The organism is Lacticaseibacillus kribbianus (assembly GCF_020180945.1).
GTDB classification, from domain to species: domain Bacteria; phylum Bacillota; class Bacilli; order Lactobacillales; family Lactobacillaceae; genus Lacticaseibacillus; species Lacticaseibacillus kribbianus.
In genome coordinates, this window is record NZ_JAIPUL010000005.1 from 1 (window position 1) to 19,036 (window position 19,036).

The following is a 19,036-nucleotide window of genomic DNA, read 5'->3' on the forward strand; positions in this document are numbered from 1 at the left end:
CCTCGTTCGACTTGCATGTATTAGGCACGCCGCCAGCGTTCATCCTGAGCCAGGATCAAACTCTCATGTAATATGAGCTGTTTGAATAGCTCGATTTGTTGTTACTAGCGAATTGACTTCGCAGTGTTTAATTCTTTTCAATTAAGAAAAGCCCTATCACATTTACGAAACTTTGTTCAGTTTTCAAAGGACTACCTTGTCGTCCAAGCGACAACTCATTAAGTATATCGCGTTGGCCGATCGTTGTCAATAAGAAGTTTTAACTTCTTATTAGCGAGGCGTTATGCCTTGCTTGCGACAACTTTTATAGTTTAGCAGGTCGCGACGTTGATGTCAAACACTTTTTTTGCTTGCTCAAGTCGTTTCCGTGTCATCCAAAAGACAACTTTGATATCATACCAAGTGAGCCCTGCAGCGTCAACCGGTTTGACCAACTTTCTGCAAATTGAGGAGTGACACCATGGATGATCCACGCGCTTGGGACGACTTCGCCCCGGAATACGCCCGCGTTCAGCGGGAATCGCGGCTGCCCGTCGAGCGGGACGTGGTCGCGGCGCTCAACGCCCAGTGGCCGCTGAGCCGGCTGTCCGTGCTCGACCTGGCGGCGGGCAGCGGGCGCTACGCGCTGCCGCTGGCCCGCGCCGCCGCCCACGTGACGCTCACCGACTGGTCGGCCGCGATGCTTGAAGAGGCGCGCGGGTGGCTCGACGCGCACGCCGTCAAAAACGCCGCGTTCCGCGTCGGCGACTGGCACGACCTGCCGCATCGGCAGCTGGCCGATCTGGTTTTCATCAGCCAGCTGCCGACGCTGACGCCGCAGGACCTGCCCCACCTGCGGGCGCTGGCCAAGCGGGCGCTGGCGTTCAACCTCCAGACGGCGCAGACCACGGGGCTGGTCACGCAGATGGCCCGGGCGCTGAACCTGACGCCGCTGACCGTGGCGCAGGCGGACCCCAGGCGGGCGTGGCACATTCAGCGCGGGCTGATCCTCAAGGGTGCGCGGGTGGTGCACCAGGACTTCAGCTACCAGCTCGAGGACACGGTCACCATCACCGACCTGCTGCCGGCGTTCGATCGACCCTTCTCGCTGCGCCAGGCGCAGGAGCTCGCGGCGGCCGTGATCGGGGTTCCCGACCCCAACCTGCCGGTGGTCACCACCACCGACTACACGTTCTCCCTGCTCACCTGCGCGGTCTAGGGCCGCGGTGAGACACATGGTGAACCGTTCGGCGGCGACGATTACTTTCTATCATGAACGAAGCGGCGGCCCCCAAGGTTGGGGGCCGCCGCTTTTTGGCTAGCGCTGCAAATTCTCGATGTTGATCTGGGTGTCGACCCAGCTGTCGTCGTAGAAGCCGGTTTCGTGCGAGACCAGCACCACGGCGCCCGGGTAGGCCCTAAGCGCGTCCTGCAGGGCGCGCTTGGTGTCGTCGTCCAGGTGGTTGGTCGGCTCGTCCATGATCAGGATGTTGCTCGGCGTCAGCATCAAGTCGGCGAGCTTGACCTTGCTCTGTTCACCACCAGACAGCATCTGAAGCGGCTTGTCCATCTCCTCGCGGGTCAGCGCGGTGCGCGCCAGCACTTGGCGCAGCGGGCGCTGGCTCAGGGCCGGGTACTTGCCCATCAGGTACTGCAGCGGGGTCTGCTTGGGAATCGCCCAGTCCAGCTCCTGCTCGAAGTAGCCGAAGACCACGTTGTCGGCGATGGCGACATCCCCGCCCAGCGCGGGCAGCTGTCCCAGGATGGTTTTGAGCAGCGTCGACTTGCCGATGCCGTTGAACCCCTGCAGGGCGATCACCTCGTCCTTGGCGATGGAAAAATTGATCGGCGCAAGCAGCGGCTGGTCGTAGCCGACCACCAAGTCGTTGACGTACACCAGCACCTGGCGCTGCACCTCCTGGTACGGGAAGGCCAGGTGGGCGTGCGCCCGGTTGCCCGGCGGGGTCAGGCGCTCGAGGTGGGCCAGCTGCTTTTCGCGCGAGCGGGCCGCGGTGGAGCGGGTGCCGGCCTTGAAGCGGCGAATGAACGCCTCCTGCTTTTGAATCTGCGCCTGCTGCTTGGCGTAGGCCTTCATGTAGGTCTCGTGGTCGGCCTCCTTTTGACGCATGGCCTGGTGCAGGCTGCCGGTGTACTTGGTGATCTGGCCGAACTCGATGTCGAGGATCGCGTTGGTCACGTTTTCCAGAAAATCGTAGTCGTGCGAGATCACGATGAACGCGCCCTCGAAGCTCTGCAGCCAGTCGGTCAGCCAGGCGATGTGGCTGACGTCCAGGTAGTTGGTCGGCTCGTCCAGCAGCAGCATGTCGGGCTTCTCCAGCAGCAGCTTGGCCAAAATGATCTTGGAGCGCTGGCCGCCGGACAGCGCGTCGACCGGGTGATCTAGGCCGATGGCGTCGAGCCCCAGCCCGGTGGCCACCGTGTCGATCTTCGTGTCGATGTCGTAGAACTCCGCGGCCTCGAGCTCCTCCTGGATGGTGCCGGCCTTGGCCAGCAGCTCGTCGTCCGGGTTCTGTGCGTAGTCAGCGTAGATCTGGTTCATCTTGGCCTCCTTGGCGAACAGTTCCGCAAAGGCTGTGTGAAGGAATTCACCGACCGTCTGGCCTGGGTGAAGGTTCACATACTGGTCCAGGTAGCCGATGTGCAGGTGCTTTTGCCACACCACCTTACCCTCGTCCGGCTCGAGCCCGCCGGTCAGGATCTTGATCAGCGTGCTTTTGCCCACGCCGTTTTGGCCGACCACCCCGAGGTGATCCGCCTGGTTCACTTGAAAACTCGCATCTTGGTAAAGCTGCTTATCCAAGAAGCGCTGCGATAAGCCGGTCACCGTCAAAACACTCATGGTGGTGGTCCTCCTTGTTGAAATTTTTCATTTCATTTTCAGAAAAAAACGTCATAATACCCTACCACACTTGACCGGGTCTTGGCAATCGAGCAGATTCTTTGCCCCCGCCGCGCGCCGGGCGGATAATGACGTCAGGCCCCACCCAGATGGTAGCAGGGTGCCGCGGGCAATTGCCAGCGCGGCGGCCCGGACCGGGCCGAGGACCAGCGGGCCATGACCCGCGGCCAACCCCGTACTGGCGGTGCCCGTCCGCCGGCACGCAGATTACCCCTCGGCTGCCGCGGCCGGCACGCCGGGCGCAGGCTCGCACTACTCGCCGGATTGCCACGTTTCATCCGCCGCGCACCGGGCGCGGCCACCCCTGAAAGGAGCGATTAATTATGACGCTTATCACCTCTCGGCTGACCCACGGCACCATCGGCGCGGCGCTGGGGTCCGCGCTTGGGCTGCCGCTTGTCGGCACCACCGTGGGCGCCCACACCCCGCCGATCACCGGCATGACGGCCGTGGCCGGCGGGCCGACCGGCGCCTACAGCAACGACACCGCGCTGGCCCAGGCCGGGCTGGCCGCCCTCGCTAGCGGGTTTGCCCCCGCCGGGCTGATGACCGAGTACCGCCAGTGGGCGCAGACCGGGGCGTACGCCGCCTACCCGACCGCGCCGCGCCACACCTGGCCGGCGACCGCGGCCGCGCTGGGTGGCCGTACGCCGGCCCGCCCGGACGCTGACCCCGGCGCGCTGCTGCGCAGCCTGCCGGTCGGCTTTTTCCTCCATCACCAGTTCGGGGAAAACTGGCTGGACATTCCGGCGGCGACGGACGAGCTGGCCACCTTCGTCAACCTAACCAACCCGGGGCTCGCCAACCGCATTGCGACCACCATGTACCTGCAGGCGGTCACCTGGCTGTTGGCCGGCCAGACGCTGCCCGAGGCGCTGGACGCCGCGCTCAACGGCACGCTGACCCACTACCAGGGCGAGCCCGTCGCGCTGGACTTCGCGCTTTTGGCCGGGCTCGATGCGGCGCAGGCGAAAACGCTGGCGGCGGGCCCGGCGACGCCGCGCAACGTGCTGGGCGTGGCGTGGTACAGCCTGCAGGCGACCGACGACTTCGCGCCCGCCGTCCTGACCGCGGCCAATTTTGGCCACGAAAGCGCGGCCTACGCGGCGCTGGCCGGCGGCTTGGCGGGCCTCGCGTACGGCTACCTGCGCATCCCCCACCGCTGGTGCCTGCTGCTGACCAGGTACGGCGAGATCGTGCAACGGGTGCAGCGCGCCGAAAAGTCCGGGTTCTTTGAGGACAGCGACGAGGCCTGACGCGCATTCACGCAAAGAAGCGCAGCCAATTGACTGCGCTCTTTGTGTAGGCTATTCGCTCTAATGCTGATTGATACGACATCTATCTGAGACCCTACTCACCGCGGCCGCCCTACGCTGTTGGTGCTGGCGCTGATTGATACGACATCTATCTGAGACCTGCTTGCCAGTCCCACCACGAACTCCTGCGTGCTGGCGCTGATTGATACGACATCTATCTGAGACCCTTTTTGAGTGTTTTTTAGTGGCTTTCTGGTGCTGGCGCTGATTGATACGACATCTATCTGAGACAGTCTATTATAGCAAGTTGGGCCACGGTTGGTGCTGGCGCTGATTGATACGACATCTATCTGAGACTGCTTGACCAAGCCCAGCGCGACGCCGCTGGTGCTGGCGCTGATTGATACGACATCTATCTGAGACTGGTATCGGCAGGCGTGCCGATCGGGCCATGTGCTGGCGCTGATTGATACGACATCTATCTGAGACAGTACGCCATCAAGTGCAAGGCCCCGCGCGGTGCTGGCGCTGATTGATACGACATCTATCTGAGACGTACGCCAAGCGCGACGGGTTCAACTACGTGTGCTGGCGCTGATTGATACGACATCTATCTGAGACGCGGTAGCCGAGCACTTGCACGTCACACCTGTGCTGGCGCTGATTGATACGACATCTATCTGAGACAGACGTGAAAATCGGCGACACGGGCGTTGTGGTGCTGGCGCTGATTGGTGTTACCCTCAAAAGTGAGACAGTGAATCTAGTATAATGACATCAAAGTATGATTACTGGAGGATCTGTTATGGCTAAGAAGTACAACCAAGATTTCAAAGACATGCTCATCGAACTACACGCTGCCGGCAAAGGACCAGGCGAATTAAGTAAAGACTACGACGTTCCCATCGCAACTTTGGGCAAATGGTTCACTGAGCATAAACAAGCATCGACCAAGGATCCTTCAAGTGCAGAATATGCGAAGATGCGAGCCGAATACCTTCAAATGAAGCAGGAGAATGAGATCCTAAAAAAAGCCTTGGGCATCTTCGCGAAACAAAGCAAGTGACGAACCGCGATTTGTATGCCTTTATTGAAACTCACGACTTCCCGATCGTCACAGCCACCGATGCTTTATCCGTACCACGAGGTTCTTATTATCGCTACTGCAATCACGAAGAAACGCCAACCGAGAAGCGTCGGGAAGAAATACGAGCACAACTACACGTCGCCTATAAAGCCGCAAAAGGCCGATACGGCGCACCCAAGCTCACCTTTATGATCAACCAACAACGGGAGGACCACGTTGGTCAAAAATTGATCCAAAAGCTCATGCGTGAAGAAGGATTGCGTTCGATCACTCGCCGAAAATATCGCGCAGCACCAGCAGCAAATCCAGTAGCTGAGCGGAACAACCTATTGGCACAAGACTTTAGTACAACAGCTATCAATCAGAAATGGGCCGGTGATATTACTTACGTTCAAACGGCGAAAGATGGTTGGACTTATTTATGTACCTTCATGGACTTGTTTTCACGCCGTATCGTCGGTTTTGCGTACGGCCGCGATATGACCGAAACCTTAGTTATTAAAGCATTTAGTAACGCATTGATTGATCGTAACGTCTTTGAAGGATTGACCGTACACACAGATCTTGGCAGTCAGTTTACCGGCGTTGCCTTCGAAGAAATCCTGATTTCTGTCGGCGCTAAGCACTCGTATAGTCGTAAAGCAACGCCGTACGATAATGCAATCATCGAGTCATTTCATGCCTCATTCAAAAAAGAGGAACATTACGTTTTCCCAGAGAATTACCGCACTTTTGAACAAGCACGAACAAACATCTTCGAATATATCGAGAAGTGGTATAACCGCACTCGGATCCATTCTGGACTAGAAATGATGAGTCCAGTTCAATATGAAATAACTCACTGGCATGGTCATGCGCTGAATTGTAACGCCTGACTATAAACTCGGAACACACAAATCAAATAGATTCACTGTCTCGAAACTTGACTTAAATCCATCTCGAACGGTTGCTGGCGCTGATTGATACGACATCTATCTGAGACACGGGCCAGTGGTATTTTGGGTTGGCCGTGGTTGCTGGCGCTGATTGATACGACATCTATCTGAGACCGCGCCACTGGGCGACGCAATCGCGCAGGGTTGCTGGCGCTGATTGATACGACATCTATCTGAGACGTCGTCATAGTCTGCCCTCACTAGAACGGCTTGCTGGCGCTGATTGATACGACATCTATCTGAGACGCAATCCTGATGACACCACAAGCAAGCGTCTGCTGGCGCTGATTGATACGACATCTATCTGAGACGTACTTAGCGATTCGCCCGGCACGTGTTGGCTGCTGGCGCTGATTGATACGACATCTATCTGAGACACGCAATCATCGACCACCAGTTGGTAACTACTGCTGGCGCTGATTGATACGACATCTATCTGAGACAGCACCCTGTCCACCGACTAAGTCGAGTACCTGCTGGCGCTGATTGATACGACATCTATCTGAGACAATCATCGTCGCTGGCATCGACCGCCAAGTCTGCTGGCGCTGATTGATACGACATCTATCTGAGACACAACCTCGGTGACGTAGACCTTCTGGCCTCTGCTGGCGCTGATTGATACGACATCTATCTGAGACTATACTTGTCGGTACTATCGACCTTGATTTCTGCTGGCGCTGATTGATACGACATCTATCTGAGACCGATCTTTTATAATCTAGTTCTCAGCATCGAGCTCCCTGGAGTCGATGAAGTCGCGATCAATGTTGATGAGACAGGTGTTCTCACCCAAGTCAGCAAGCGGCGTATTGGTGAATTCAATGAGAGCAACGGGCAGATTCGACATCTTGACCTGCCCGCGGAAAGTCTCCCACTGTGCTTGATTCAGATAGTGACTCACGTTGGTTAAGGCGAGGACGCGCTGGTCGTTCAACTCGACCAGCGTCTTGATTAGGACCTCAAGCGTAGCGGCGACATCTCCGCTAACAGCTTCATTATACATAATTGCCGCCGACTTTAGAATCGTTTCCACGGTCACCGTCTGCGTAATTTCGAGCGGCAGATCCAGTGAAAACAAGGCATCGGCGACCACGCTTTGCAGGGTCCGCTCCTGATCAATCAGCTGGGCCTTCGCCTGGTCCGACATTGCGGCGTTAAGTCGCTTGAGCAGCAGCCGCTGAAAAAGTTTGTCCAGGTTCACCTCGAGCAGCGGATCGCCACCCCAGAGCAGTGCTTTGCTGGGCAGCACAGACTGGAAGTGCTCGTCACTGAGCCTGACCTTGTCCGTATCGTCGCGCAGGCCGCGGCAGAGGTCTTCATAAACCTTGGGTGCCTGAGTGGCAACGACGACAATTTTTCCAGGCTGCGTCTCAATCGGTTTGTAGGGAAAATAGGTCATATTCATAGGACAATCAACCTCGCCGCCGAGTTGCGAATGTCGTCGCTGGCCTTGCCCGAGATGAAGTTCATCGCCTGGTACTGGACTTCAGTAATCATCAGCGACTGAACGAGTCCATCCGCGGGAGCCCGCAGCGCAACCCGGCGTTCCAGCGCGCTGGCCGCCTTGCGGTTGACACAGACGCGAACGTAGATGGAATACTGCATCATCAGGAACCCGTCATTGATCAGCTCCTTACGGAAGCGTCGGTAGTTTCGCCGCTGCTCGCTGGTGTCGACTGGCAGATCAAACATGATCATTAATCGCATGATTCGATACCTCATCAGGCAGTAGCACCTCGATTTCCACGTTGTCCTCGTCCTCATCCAGGTAATGCAGGCACGACCTGACGTGCGCCGTCAGCGCGTTGCGAAAAAGCGTCTGCCCGCTGTTGAACGTGATTTCCATGTTGAACAGGTCGGCCAGGCCGTGCTTGACGTCCGGCGTCAGCTCATCGAACTTCTGGTTGGCTACCCAGACATCGACCAGCGGCCGAAACGGCTCCATCAGGTCGGAGCCAAGGTTGAACTCGTTATCCTGACTGTCGTGGTGAATACCGAGTGAGGTCAGGTGGCCGGTCGCGACAATCTCCCGGTCAATCAGCGCGAGCAGCAGCGCGTAGCCGTAATTCAGCGCCGCATTGATTGCACACATGTCACTGCGCGAGAAGCCATCCCCGAAGAGTTTTCGAAAGTAGCTGCGCGCGGCCACCGCCTCCCGGTTCGTCGGGTCCCCCAGCTCCAGCTCATCAATCATCCCTCGCAGGTCGTCTGCGGGTTGCTGCTGGTAGTCGAGCACCTGGGCCTGATTTGCAATCTTGGTCGCCACAAGCGTCGTCCAGAGGCGGTCGATGCGGTCCCGCGGCCAGGCCGCCTGCCGCCGAATCAGCCCGCTGATCTGGTTGCGAAAGCTCGTGCCCATCGTCTTGGCGACGGGCTGTCCGTTGTGGCCGGCAAAAACAACCGGCACGGCCGCCTCCGCCAGGCTTGCGACTGCATCGGCCGAAATCATCACCTGCGTCGTCTCGAGCACCACGATATCGATGTCCGAGATGGGAATCGGGTACGTTCCCTGATCATTTTGAACCACCAGATTGCGACTCAACGTCGAAACCTTGGCGTGCTGCGACACAACAACTGTTCGCCATCCCAAAATATTCGCCTCCCCATTTTGCGTGCAAGCGATCAAAGCGCTTGCAAAAAACCGGTATCCATGGTTTAATGAATCTGTTGAGACGACATCCTCAACGCTGACTCTGATTGATACGACATCTAGAGTTGAGATCAAACAAGGCGAAAGCCAAGTTTCATCTTATGAGCCCGTTATCGGGCCATACATATGTAATACCGCTGTACTACCGCCACCGGAGCCCTCCGGTGGCTTTTTTGTTCAGCTTCGACAAAACGCCGGGCCAACTCCGAATTTCTTCATCGTGGTCCGGCGTCTCGCCGAGTGTTAGATCGTTGTGTTACAGGTCCGCCAGCTTCACCCGTCGCTCGAACAGGCCGGTTGGGGACTGGTAGATGATTTCGGTGTCAGCATCGAGGAAGATACCCTTGCCCTGTTGCATGAAGCCAAGCGGGGTACTAATCCCAACTATCTTTAAGTCACCACGCGCTGGTGATGCCTGCATACCAAGTAATACTTGGTTCAGGATTTTTTTAATATCCTCAACCGTCTTAACCTTTCCTGTAACAGGCTTTGAATTAAGGCTTTGGGCGGCCTCTCTCAATTTAATGCGGAACTGATTAATATCGTAGAGTGGGAAGTACTTATCTGCCTGCTGCGAGATAACCTCAAATATTTCTGCCAGGTCCCCAAAAGTCGCGTCCTTGGTCTTGTATACCTTCTGCTGTCCTCGGCTCAGGAATAACTCTTGGAAGTTGTGCAACAGCGTGTTCGTTCCTGTCATGAAGTACTGGTACCGCTGATTGAAGAAGAGCTGATCCAATCCCACGCGTTCTAAGATAATATCGTTCGGGTTGATTGCCTTACCGATAATCGATTCGTTGAATCGTGCAATCAGCCGTTTCCGTTCGGTCGGGGTGGTCTTATTGAGCTCGTTGAGTGCGCGCGTTGGCACCCGCAGCACGCGGTAACCTTCACCGTTCTTGCGGTCTGTATCCTTCATGATGCTGAGGTATGCGGTCTTTTCATTGGTGTAGCCGCCGTAAAACTCAATGGGCCGATCCGCCTTGCGCGCGATTAACTTCTTGCTGCCAACCTCGCTTGCCGGGTAAATGGTCTGATCGAACATCGCGCCGTTATTGAACTTAACCTCGTGCGTCACCAAGATCTTCTTGAAGTCATAGATGCGCGCCAGTGTGTCGATATCGCGCTGACTCCACAGGACCTCATCGGTTTCCTTATCCTGAACGGTCTTGCCGTGCGTCAGCGGCCACAGCATGTTGAAGCTCTTGAGCCCCTTAACGTCGAACTTGGCGTAGTCCCCGTACACGAACATCGGGGCAAGCCCCGGGTAACGCTTCACGAGGTACGTGCCGATGCGCGCGGCGAGGTAGGCATCGAAGGCGTGGTGATGGTGGTTGACCTCGCGCACCTTCGGGAAGTCCAGCTCATCGCGGAGCTGACTGGATAGGCCGGCCTTGATGGCCACAATCTTGGTGTCCGGAAGCTCGCCGGCGATGATCTGCTCGGTCAGCTTGATGATCTGGCGCGTCTCGACGAGCTGGCGGGCAACGAAGCCGGTCGCGTACTTATCGATTTCGTCCGGCCGCATGGTCAGGTTGCGTAGCTTGCGCCCACTGATCAGGCCGGCCTTGTTCATTGCCACCCACAGCGGTCGCTGCTTGGCGGCGAACAGCGCGCTGGCGAACGTCGCGTTCTTCTCGCGGTTGATGCGCTGGTTGACCAGCACACGGTTATCCAGTGAATCGTCCTTAATCAGAGACTGCGGCAGGATGTGGTCGATGTCGTAGCTGCTCAGGTGATCGAGGTTGATCTTCTCACCGGTGTAAAGGTCGCGTCCGTTCTGGCGGAAGTACAGCACCAGGCGGTCGGTGAAGTCGGCCTTCTCCTTGACCTTGTCCTTGAACTCGGCGGCAATCTCCTTGTCCAGCTCCGGCACCAGCGTGTCAATCTGGTGCTGGCGGCTGCGCGTGCGCTGACCGGCAACGCCTTCGCCGTCCGCGGTTTCGATAAACAGGTAGGCCGGCGCGGTTCCCTTGGCCCGCATGATGTCTTCAATCACGCGCCACACCTGGCGCACGGCCTTCTTGTTGCTCGGGCTGGTGTACGCCGCGGCGACGAGGTCATCGACGTCGCCGGCCTTGGCCACTGCGCTGTTGGCCTCGCCAATCTGCTGCTGCAGCTGCTCGTCCTTGAGCAGCACCATCAGGTTGGCGCTCGTGGCTTGCAGGCTGTCGAGAATCGACTGACCGGTGCTCAGGCGCAGCTCAACCAGGAATTTGCGCGAGAACTGACCCCACCCGCGGTAACGGATGTTGCTCAGCTTCACGCGCTCCTCGTGGGTCAGCCACTTGATCTCGTTCAGCTTCTCAAGGAAAATCTTGCCGTCTTCAAAAACGGTCGACCAGGTGATGATGTTTTCCAGGTCGTTTTGCAGCTCCGGCTTGTCGACCCGCTCATCCAGAATCTTGCGCAGGTCGATGTAGGTGCTGTAGCTGGCCAGGAAGCGGTCATCCTCGGCCAGCCCCTTGAGTTCGGCGTCGGCCGTGGCGAGGCCGGCGTTTTTCAGCACCTTCAGCGCGCTTTTCACCGTCACGATCTTGGTCTGCTTGAAGGCGTGCTCGAACAGGGCCTCCTTCTGCTTGACGGTCAGCGCACTGCCGTCGAGGCGCACATTGTTGAGCTCGTTGAACACCTCATAGCGCTGGTAGATCAGGCTCTGCTTGGCCAGCACGTCCTCGCCCATCAGGTAGGTGTCGGTGGTCTTCATGCGCTGGACGAAGCTGTCGGCGGACGCCTCGCGGTCAATCATCTCATCGAAATTCCACGGCGTGATGGCTCCCGACTGCTTGCGCGTCGCCCAGGCGAACTTCGCATTGTCCCCGACGCCCTCGGCCTTAGGGTCAATCAAGGGGCCCACATAGTAAGGGACGCGGAAAGCAATCAGCTCATCAAGCTGGTACGGCAGCGCGCTGTGGTGCGCGGTCACCGGGTTGGGTGCGGCCAGCCACGGGTAGTAGCGCTTCTGATGCGCGATGATGGCGTCGAGCTCCTGCTGGTGCATCTGGTACGGAATCATCCCGTTAGCCTTAGTGCGCTGCTTGGGCAGGAAATCCTCCGCGGCGACCAAGTCAAGGATCGTGGTCGCCTTTACGTCGGTGTCGTCCCCGATCAGCTTCGTCAGGCGCTTGTAGAAGTCATCTCGAGTGAAGGTCTTGGCCTTCTCGTCTTTATTGGTGATGTAGGCGTTGTACGCCGCGCGAAGAGCCCGCGCATCCGTCACCGACCGCGTCGCCAGGTACGCCTTGAACAGCTTCAGTTGATCAGCGTGCTTATCATGCGACTCGGCCATGGCCTCCGAGAAGCCCCGCCCCTCCGGCACCAGTCCGGCAATCAGCCGGGCCTGGTAGAGGGTCTGAAGGTTCGTCACCAGCTCGGCCTGGGCGGTGGTCAGTTGACTTTCGAGGCCGGCCATCAGCTCCTCCGCGTCGGCAAAGGATTTCTTTTGAACATCGTCGCTGACCGGCGCGTTCAGCACCACATCCCACTTCGCCCCCAGCCCGACCACGGCCTTGGTCAGCTCCGTCAGGTACGTTTTCTGGAGCTTGGCCTGCGCCTTGTCCGCCGACTGTGGGAACGCTGCGACCAGCTGCTTTTGCGTGTCGCTGCGCGTGTTGCGAACGTTCATCAGCACACTGCGCACCGCGTCTTCCGAAGCTTGGCTCAAGTGCAGATCCAGCTCGGGCACGATTTCGCTCAGCGCCTCATCTATGGCGCTCAGGATTTCAGCCACCGCGACCTTGCCCGGCTTGTAGTCCTGCGCCCGACCCTCGCTGAGGAAGTTGCCACGGTACTTCATGATGTGGTGAATGGCCAGGTACACCAGGCGAATGTCGGCCTTCTTGGTGCCGGCAACCAGGTCGCGTCGCAGGTGATAGATGGTCGGGTACTGCTCGTGAAGTGCCTGATCGCTCAGGTCGTTCAGCAGGCCCTTGGCGGCCGGCAGCTCGCCGGCCTTGGGCGACACGTCCGAGTACTTGAGGCGTTCGAAAAAGTTAGGATCACCATCCAGCGAATGATCCCGCAAGGTGCCCTGCTCGAAGAATTCCCGCAGCAGCCGCAGCCGCGCGCGGCGGCGCTTGAGGCGACGCCGGGTGGTGCGGGCAGCGCGCCGATCCGCGGCGGCCTGACCCTCACTGTACAGCCGCACGCCGTAGCCCGTCTTCCCCTTGGCGCGGGTCAGGTCCCCATTGCTGTCCACTATCGCAAAGCCGATGCTGTTTGTCCCGATATCGAGACCAATGCCGTATGGTTTTACCACATCAATTCCCCCTATTATATGTGTACGTTTTCATTATCCGCGACGGCCGAACCCCTGGCAAGTCAAAGATTCGCCGCCAGTCTGCTTTTCCCCTCCCCCTAACGCCGTTGTGTTATGATAGACGAAACTAGTTTGGGAAGGTGTCTCATGGCTACGCAAAAACCCAAAAAAGAGGAGAGCTTCCTCCGCAGCGCCATTGAATTCGTCGTGCTGATCGTCGTGGTCGTCCTAGCCACGCAGGCCCTGACGCGCTTCGTCGTTTCTAAGGATATCGTGCAGGGTATCTCGATGCAGCCGACGCTCGAGGACGGCGACCGCCTCTACTCGCTGCGGCACAAGGCCGTGTCGCGCAACGACATCGTGGTCATCGACGCCCCCGACTCGCCCGGCGACCTGTACATCAAGCGCGTCATCGGCATGCCCGGCGACACCGTCCAGGTCAAAAACGAGAAGCTGTACGTCAACGGCAAGCTGCAAAAGCAGCCTTACCTCAAGAAGGCCTTCATGACCGCGGAGATCAAGTCCGAGTCCGCCAAGGCCAACCGCGACCCGGCGACCGTGCCGTTCACCTACAACTTCAGCCTCAAGACCCTGACCTCCACCGGCCGCTCGACGGTGCCGAAGAACAGCTACTTCGTGATGGGCGACAACCGCTTGGTCTCGCACGACGGCCGCGACTTCGGCTTCGTCACCAAGGCCCACGTCCAGTCGGTGGTCGTGTGGCGCTACTGGCCACTGAATAAGATGACGATTTACTAGAGGGTGGAACGAGGCGCACTTAGCGGGACGGATAGCCTAGATGGGGACCTTGAAGCGCACTTGGCTTCAAGGTCCCCATCGTAGCTAGACGCGCCCGCGTTGCCTTGTAGAACCCGTTTAGAGGGTGGAACGAGGCGCACTTAGCCGATCGGCTAGCGTAAGCCTGGTGCTTGGGCCGGGCTTAGCTAGACGAATCGGCGTTGCCTCGTGGAACCCGTTTGCGACAACACCGCCGCATCCCGCCCCATAATAAAAATGCTCAACACCACAGAATTTGTGGCGTTGAGCATTTTTTTATTTAATCCTCGGCGTCCGGGCGCTGGTCATCGTGCGGCGCGTGGGCCCGCTGCCAGATGTTGCGCAGGTTGTCGTAGTAGCCGGCCTTGACCAACTGCAGGTACGGGTCGATCAGCAGGTCGAAGAGGTGGAAGGTCAGGTTTTCGAGCAAAAACCACCCGATCAGCGTCAGCTCCAGCACGAAGTACTCGAACTTGTGGCCGCGCATCAGGAGCCACGAGTCGCCGAGCGCGGCGAGAAAGCCGTAGCGCGCCCCGTCCTTGCGCCCGTCGTACAGCGTGTAGTAGCACATCCGCAGGCCAAACATCAGCACGATGCCTGGCACCACCAGAAGCGACAGGCCGAGGCCGACCAAGATGATCGAGCCCAGCCAAGTCGCCAGCAGGCTGAAGAAGTAGCGGCTGTTGAAGGTGCGCAGGATTGCCTTGCCGGCGGAAAAGCCCGTGAGCCCGCGGGTCACGTCCAGCGCCGTGAAGGCCACCGCCTGGGCGAACCACAGGGACACGAGGCCCTCAAACATGCTCTCGGCGGCGGTGTTGCTGGTGCGCGACGCGTAGTAATCAAGGAAGTTCTGCGGGTTGTACGCGATGTTGGCCAGCCCGAACTTCGTCACGCTTTCGAACATCACCCAGTAGGCCAGAATGGCGAAAAACACCGTGATCAGCCACGGCAGCAGGTTCGCCACGGCAAGGTCGCGAAACACCGTGCCCTCACGCAGCTGGGCGTGCGCGCGGCGCTTAATCTCGCGCCGCGAAAGAATTTCTTTCATATTGTCTCCTATCTTGTGGCCGGTTCACGCCGGCGGTCGCCGCAACCGGGTCGCTGGGCCACCGCTTGGCACGCCGCCTCACTTGTGCGGCCGACTCGCGCCCCCGGCGAACGTGCGGCCGCTGTTGCCTCACGGTCCCGGCGCCGCTGCCGGCCCAGTTCGAGTGCCTACCGCGCCGTTGACTCCGCCGCGCGGCGCCGGTCGGCCGCCCGCAGCGTGCGGTTGATGCGGTGCAGCACGGTCAGCTGCTGAGGCAGTGACCCCAGGATTCCGAACGAGCGCGTCGCCGAGTCCGCGCGGATCACGTGGTGGTAGGCCGGAACGCCGCGGTAGAAGAATTTTTCCGTGCAAAGCGCGTACTCGACGCAGAAAAGTTCGTCCTCCATCAGCGCCAGCGACTCGTCGAATCTCAGGTGGGCCGACTCGATCACGCTGCGGCGAAACAGCTTGTTCCACAGGTAGCCGCGGATCTGCCCGGCCGGCGCCAGCATCCCGTTGACGAACTGCCTGCGCGACAGCGGCCGGTCCCGCCGCGCGCTGCGCGTCGGCGCCTTGGATTGCGGGTTGTCGAGGTAAAACGGGCTGGTAACCAGGTCGTAGGGCCCGGCCTCAAGCGCCGCGACCAGCGTGCTGATTGCGTTGGGCGCCAGCCAGTCGTCGCCGTCCGCAAAGCCGACGTAGGTCCCGGTCGCCACGTCCAGCGCGGCGTTGCGCGCCGCGGACACGCCACCGTTTTTCTCAATGAAAAGCGGCCGGATGCGCGGCTCCTGCGCCGCAAACCGCGCGATCACGCCCTTGGAGTCGTCGGTCGAGCAGTCGTCGACCAGAATCAGCTCGAGCGCCGGGTAGTCCTGCGCCACCAGGCTCGTCAAGCAGCGGTCCAGATACGGTGCAATGTTGTAAATCGGCACAATCACGGACACCTTGGGTTGCACGTTGTCACCTCGTCTCTTCCTATTAGTCTCACTATAACAGCCGACTCCCCGCGGCACAACTGGCGAGGCCGATGTGGGAGTGGCTCCGGGCCCCGGGATGGGTCGGGCTGTGCGGCCGGCCTCCGCACGGCTCCGGCCTAAAAGTTGTGCCATCCGCCGCCTACGGCATCGTGATGTCGCAACTTTTGCCGGAATCGGCAGCGCGAATGCCCCGCCAAGCCCGCGGGTCATCCGGGCCGCCGATTCTTTCACGGCCCGACCCGTCCCGGGGCCCTCCGCCGGCGTCACAGCAGGTCAACCCCTCGTCGCGCGGTTTTGTTCGACGGCACGAGGATTGGTATGGTGTCCGCTGCTTCCCGCCAATCCGGTGCACCCAACCGCAATGTAGCGGGCGGAGGTCCGGGGCCGTTTTGGACAGTGAAAGGACTAGCAACGCGGCAGACTCGCGGGTTGGGCGAGGCTGGCGCGTTGCTAGTCCCGGCAAAAGTTGAGACAAGCAGAGGAGCCGCAGGCGACGCTTGGCTCAACTTTTAGGTCGTAGCCCGTCTCGGGCGAAGACCGGCCGCACAGTCCAAAACGGCCCCGGACCGTAGCCCGCGACAGTTCCCCGGCTACGCGTGCAACAAAGTGGTGTGCGGGTCAAACCAGCGGCGCTCCGAAGCCGTCAGCGGGCGGTCGGTGATCAGCGTGTCGATGGCCGCAAGCGGGAAGCCGCGATACGGGGCCTGGATCTGGAACTTCTGGGTCTCGGAGACCACGACCACCTGGCGGGCGGCGCCGGCCAGCGTCGCCTTGACCTCCGCGTCGTCCGCGTACGGAAAGTAGACGCCGTCCTGGGCGATCGCCGTGGCGCCGATGAACGCAGCGTCAAAGGCGATGCGCGACAGCAGGTCGAGGCTGCGCGGCTCGAAGAAGAAGCGGCCGTGGTGGTTGAGCTTGCCGCCGAGGATGCGCAGCGTCACGTCGCTTTTGACCGACAGCGCGATCGCGTTGTCCAGCGAGTGGGTGTAGACCGTGACGCTTTCGTCGAGGCTTTGCGACAGTTTGAGCAGCGTGGTCGAGTCGTCGATGAAGTAGACGCCGCCGGGCTTGATCAGGTCGGCGGCCCGGTTGGCCATCGCGGTTTTGGCTTCGGAAAAAAGCTTCAGGCGTTCGGAGTAGCTGGGCACGGTGTGGCCGAACGTCAAGGACACGATGCCGCCGCGGGTGCGGCGCCCGGCGCCGGCCGCGGCCAGCGCCACGATGTCGCGGCGGGCGGTGTCGCGCGAGACGCCGACGGCCGCCATCACGTCCTCGATGCTCAGCTCCTTGCGCTCGGCGAGCAGGCGCTTAATCTCGGAAAAACGCTTTTCTCGGTACATTGTCACACTAATCCCCTCCGGCCAATTATTCATGCTCATTATACATGATTTTGGCCCCACCCGTTGCCGCCCGCCGTCGGCCGGCAGAAGCGGGCGGGGGCGTGAGCCCAAATTTGCCCGCTCATTTTCGTGCGGGTGGGGCGTGCCAGGTTAAAAACAACATATTTGACAATTTGTGGCCCAATTTTCATGAAAATCGGGCTGGGCCCGCTTACAGAAAAATTTCACGCCTGTTATATTACGAAGAGGTAACATTGTTTCAAAAATTCCGATTTTTGTAAACACAATGGCACTCTGGTGACACACCGCCTCGATATACTGCAGTCAGTTACCGGGGGAACCTTAACAGAAAAGTAGGAGTGATTTCTATCAAAACCTCAAAAGCCAATATAATCGCCATCATTATCATGATGGCATTAGGCGCCGCGTTCGCCGTCTACGCCGGGATTCAGCCCGTCGAGGCGATCGAACAGCCAACCGCCACGGCGTACAAACTCGAAGCATCCAATAACACACCAGCTGCCGCACAGACGGCAGAGAACCTCGTCACCGTTCAGGCCATCAAGGCCAAGCCGCACGCGATCCGCTTCAAGGTCGGCGTGAACCCATACGCCGTCGCCGAGGAGAAGCGCGAAGCCGCGGCCGCCGCGAAGAAAAAGGCCGAGGCAGAAGCCGCAGCCAAGAAGAAGGCAGCAGCCTTGGCCGCTGCCAAAAAGGCCGCTGCCGTGAAGGCAGCCGCCGCTAAGAAGGCCGCCCTGGCCGCCGCAGCCGCCAAGAAAGCAGCCGCAGCCAAGGCCGTCGCCGCCCGCGCCGCCGCTACTCGTTCGGCTACCGCGACCCAGACCAGCTACACCGCAACCAGCGGTCGCTCCGCCGGCACGTTCCGCGTGACCTTCTACGACCCGGCCGTGCTGGGCTCCAGCATGGGTTACGGCGGCATCGCCGCCAACCTCTCCGTCCTGCCGCGCGGCACCCGGGTGAAAATCCAGATGTCCAACGGCCAGACGCTGTACCGCACGGTCAACGACACCGGTGGTTTCGCCGCCGGCAACCCGCACCAGATCGACGTCGCAATGCCGAACAACCAGATTCCGTCGGCCGGCGTCCTGAGTGCGGTCGTCACCATCCTGTAAGCCAACATAATAGAAGCAACCAAGGCCCAGCCCGGAAAAATCCGGTGCTGGGCCTTGTTCGTGTCTCGTCTCGCTGAGCCGGGTGCAGCGCGGCCCCGCCTGCCACGCCGGGTGGCGGGGAAGGGGCGCCAGCGACGGCAACTTCGGCGGGGCAGCCTCGGCGGCAGCGGTCGCGCGGCCCAACCACCCTACTCACGCCCCCTCACCGCGCGTCCGGTGCCGCCCACACCCGACGAGTCGCCTCACGTAGCTCCCAGCCCGCCGCCGCGAGTTCCGAAGGGGCCGGCACGGCGTTGACCGCAAGCGCCGTCAGCACGGTGGTCTTGGGTTGTTGGGCCGCGGTGCGGCTCAGCACCTCGGCGGCCACCGCCCGCGCCCCTTCCGTGCGGCCTCGGTCGTGCCCCTCGCCGCCCGCCGAGTCGGTAGCCCCGCCGCGGCCCGTCCCCGCTTCCACCGCACCGTCGCGCGTGCCAGCCGCCGAGTCGGCATCCCCACCGCACCCCTCCTCCGCCGCCGGTTCGAACACCGGAATCGTGCACAGCGCCCGCGCCAGCGCCGCCACCTGTGGCCACGTCAGCGCCGCGTCCGCCAGGTTGTACAGGCGCACCTCCCCCGTCGTCCCGGTCAGCACGATCATGAACTCCTCTGCCATGTCACCGCCTCCTCACACGGGGTAAACAAGGCGGCGGCGCTA

General features: G+C 60.1%; 15 protein-coding genes, 1 rRNA gene and 2 CRISPR repeat arrays. Of the genes, 6 read left to right on the forward strand and 10 right to left on the reverse strand.

What is annotated here, in order from left to right:
- Nucleotides 1-71 (reverse strand): 16S ribosomal RNA (locus tag LE416_RS12030); the annotation flags it as partial.
- Nucleotides 72-460: 389 nt separating this feature from the next.
- On the opposite strand from LE416_RS12030, the gene LE416_RS12035 reads away from it, so the two are divergent.
- Nucleotides 461-1,198, forward strand: a complete 738-nt coding sequence (locus LE416_RS12035; protein WP_225049202.1) for a class I SAM-dependent methyltransferase — start codon at nt 461-463, stop codon at nt 1,196-1,198.
- Between the two features lie 99 nt (nt 1,199-1,297).
- On the opposite strand, the gene LE416_RS12040 is transcribed toward LE416_RS12035, so the two are convergent.
- Nucleotides 1,298-2,839, reverse strand: coding sequence for an ABC-F family ATP-binding cassette domain-containing protein (locus tag LE416_RS12040; protein ID WP_225049207.1), 1,542 nt, complete (start codon nt 2,837-2,839; stop codon nt 1,298-1,300).
- 383 nt (nt 2,840-3,222) lie between these two features.
- On the opposite strand from LE416_RS12040, the gene LE416_RS12045 reads away from it, so the two are divergent.
- The 3 genes from LE416_RS12045 (at nt 3,223) to LE416_RS12055 (ending at nt 6,117) form a co-directional block, all read left to right on the forward strand.
- Entirely contained in the window at nt 3,223-4,155 is a 933-nt protein-coding gene (locus LE416_RS12045; protein WP_225049211.1) for an ADP-ribosylglycohydrolase family protein, read from the forward strand.
- Nucleotides 4,156-4,212: 57 nt separating this feature from the next.
- Nucleotides 4,213-4,843: a CRISPR direct-repeat array (repeat unit 36 nt; unit sequence GTGCTGGCGCTGATTGATACGACATCTATCTGAGAC).
- Between the two features lie 117 nt (nt 4,844-4,960).
- Nucleotides 4,961-5,221, forward strand: coding sequence for a transposase (locus LE416_RS12050; RefSeq protein WP_179394255.1), 261 nt, complete (start codon nt 4,961-4,963; stop codon nt 5,219-5,221).
- Nucleotides 5,218-6,117, forward strand: coding sequence for an IS3 family transposase (locus LE416_RS12055; protein WP_179394254.1), 900 nt, complete (start codon nt 5,218-5,220; stop codon nt 6,115-6,117). Before LE416_RS12050 ends, LE416_RS12055 begins: the two co-directional genes overlap by 4 nt.
- 71 nt (nt 6,118-6,188) lie before the next feature.
- Nucleotides 6,189-6,884: a CRISPR direct-repeat array (repeat unit 36 nt).
- Nucleotides 6,885-6,898: 14 nt separating this feature from the next.
- Here LE416_RS12055 and csn2 read toward each other — a convergent pair.
- From csn2 to cas9, 4 genes are all read right to left on the reverse strand, one after another.
- Nucleotides 6,899-7,585, reverse strand: a complete 687-nt coding sequence (gene csn2 / locus LE416_RS12060; protein ID WP_225049212.1) for a type II-A CRISPR-associated protein Csn2 — start codon at nt 7,583-7,585, stop codon at nt 6,899-6,901.
- Nucleotides 7,582-7,887, reverse strand: coding sequence for a CRISPR-associated endonuclease Cas2 (cas2, locus tag LE416_RS12065; protein WP_225049213.1), 306 nt, complete (start codon nt 7,885-7,887; stop codon nt 7,582-7,584). Before cas2 ends, csn2 begins: the two co-directional genes overlap by 4 nt.
- The gene (gene cas1 / locus LE416_RS12070; RefSeq protein ID WP_225049216.1) at nt 7,865-8,770 is read right to left on the reverse strand and encodes a type II CRISPR-associated endonuclease Cas1; all 906 of its coding nucleotides are present in this window, start codon (nt 8,768-8,770) and stop codon (nt 7,865-7,867) included. Before cas1 ends, cas2 begins: the two co-directional genes overlap by 23 nt.
- A gap of 316 nt (nt 8,771-9,086) precedes the next feature.
- Nucleotides 9,087-13,088 carry a type II CRISPR RNA-guided endonuclease Cas9 gene (cas9, locus tag LE416_RS12075; protein WP_225049218.1) on the reverse strand — a complete coding sequence of 1,334 codons (4,002 nt, stop codon included), beginning with the start codon at nt 13,086-13,088 and terminating at the stop codon, nt 9,087-9,089.
- A gap of 147 nt (nt 13,089-13,235) precedes the next feature.
- Here cas9 and lepB point away from each other — a divergent pair, with 147 nt between their 5' ends.
- The gene (lepB, locus tag LE416_RS12080) at nt 13,236-13,847 is read left to right on the forward strand and encodes a signal peptidase I (protein WP_225049220.1); all 612 of its coding nucleotides are present in this window, start codon (nt 13,236-13,238) and stop codon (nt 13,845-13,847) included.
- A 298-nt stretch (nt 13,848-14,145) separates the two neighbouring features.
- Here lepB and LE416_RS12085 read toward each other — a convergent pair whose 3' ends face one another.
- The 3 genes from LE416_RS12085 to LE416_RS12095 form a co-directional block, all read right to left on the reverse strand.
- Nucleotides 14,146-14,913 carry a DUF975 family protein gene (locus LE416_RS12085; RefSeq protein ID WP_225049222.1) on the reverse strand — a complete coding sequence of 256 codons (768 nt, stop codon included), beginning with the start codon at nt 14,911-14,913 and terminating at the stop codon, nt 14,146-14,148.
- A 167-nt stretch (nt 14,914-15,080) separates the two neighbouring features.
- The gene (locus tag LE416_RS12090) at nt 15,081-15,848 is read right to left on the reverse strand and encodes a glycosyltransferase family 2 protein (RefSeq protein WP_225049226.1); all 768 of its coding nucleotides are present in this window, start codon (nt 15,846-15,848) and stop codon (nt 15,081-15,083) included.
- Nucleotides 15,849-16,459: 611 nt separating this feature from the next.
- Nucleotides 16,460-17,215, reverse strand: a complete 756-nt coding sequence (locus tag LE416_RS12095) for a DeoR/GlpR family DNA-binding transcription regulator (RefSeq protein ID WP_225049227.1) — start codon at nt 17,213-17,215, stop codon at nt 16,460-16,462.
- 401 nt (nt 17,216-17,616) lie between these two features.
- Between LE416_RS12095 and LE416_RS12100 the strand changes: the two genes are divergently transcribed.
- On the forward strand, nt 17,617-18,342 hold the full coding sequence (locus tag LE416_RS12100; protein WP_225049229.1) for a hydrolase: 726 nt from the start codon (nt 17,617-17,619) through the stop codon (nt 18,340-18,342).
- Between the two features lie 202 nt (nt 18,343-18,544).
- Here the strand turns inward: LE416_RS12100 and LE416_RS12105 are convergent, their stop codons facing one another.
- Entirely contained in the window at nt 18,545-18,994 is a 450-nt protein-coding gene (locus tag LE416_RS12105) for a hypothetical protein (RefSeq protein ID WP_225049230.1), read from the reverse strand.
- Nucleotides 18,995-19,036 lie beyond the last annotated feature (42 nt).

Bases quoted from the DNA above. Each gene is read 5' to 3' on its own strand.
- cas2 (WP_225049213.1), bottom strand. From the start codon at position 7,887: ATGCGATTAATGATCATGTTTGATCTGCCAGTCGACACCAGCGAGCAG.
- LE416_RS12085 (WP_225049222.1), bottom strand. From the start codon at position 14,913: ATGAAAGAAATTCTTTCGCGGCGCGAGATTAAGCGCCGCGCGCACGCC.
- LE416_RS12045 (WP_225049211.1), top strand. From the start codon at position 3,223: ATGACGCTTATCACCTCTCGGCTGACCCACGGCACCATCGGCGCGGCG.
- LE416_RS12100 (WP_225049229.1), top strand. From the start codon at position 17,617: ATGATGGCATTAGGCGCCGCGTTCGCCGTCTACGCCGGGATTCAGCCC.
- LE416_RS12105 (WP_225049230.1), bottom strand. From the start codon at position 18,994: ATGGCAGAGGAGTTCATGATCGTGCTGACCGGGACGACGGGGGAGGTG.
- LE416_RS12040 (WP_225049207.1), bottom strand. From the start codon at position 2,839: ATGAGTGTTTTGACGGTGACCGGCTTATCGCAGCGCTTCTTGGATAAG.
- csn2 (WP_225049212.1), bottom strand. From the start codon at position 7,585: ATGAATATGACCTATTTTCCCTACAAACCGATTGAGACGCAGCCTGGA.
- LE416_RS12035 (WP_225049202.1), top strand. From the start codon at position 461: ATGGATGATCCACGCGCTTGGGACGACTTCGCCCCGGAATACGCCCGC.
- LE416_RS12050 (WP_179394255.1), top strand. From the start codon at position 4,961: ATGGCTAAGAAGTACAACCAAGATTTCAAAGACATGCTCATCGAACTA.
- lepB (WP_225049220.1), top strand. From the start codon at position 13,236: ATGGCTACGCAAAAACCCAAAAAAGAGGAGAGCTTCCTCCGCAGCGCC.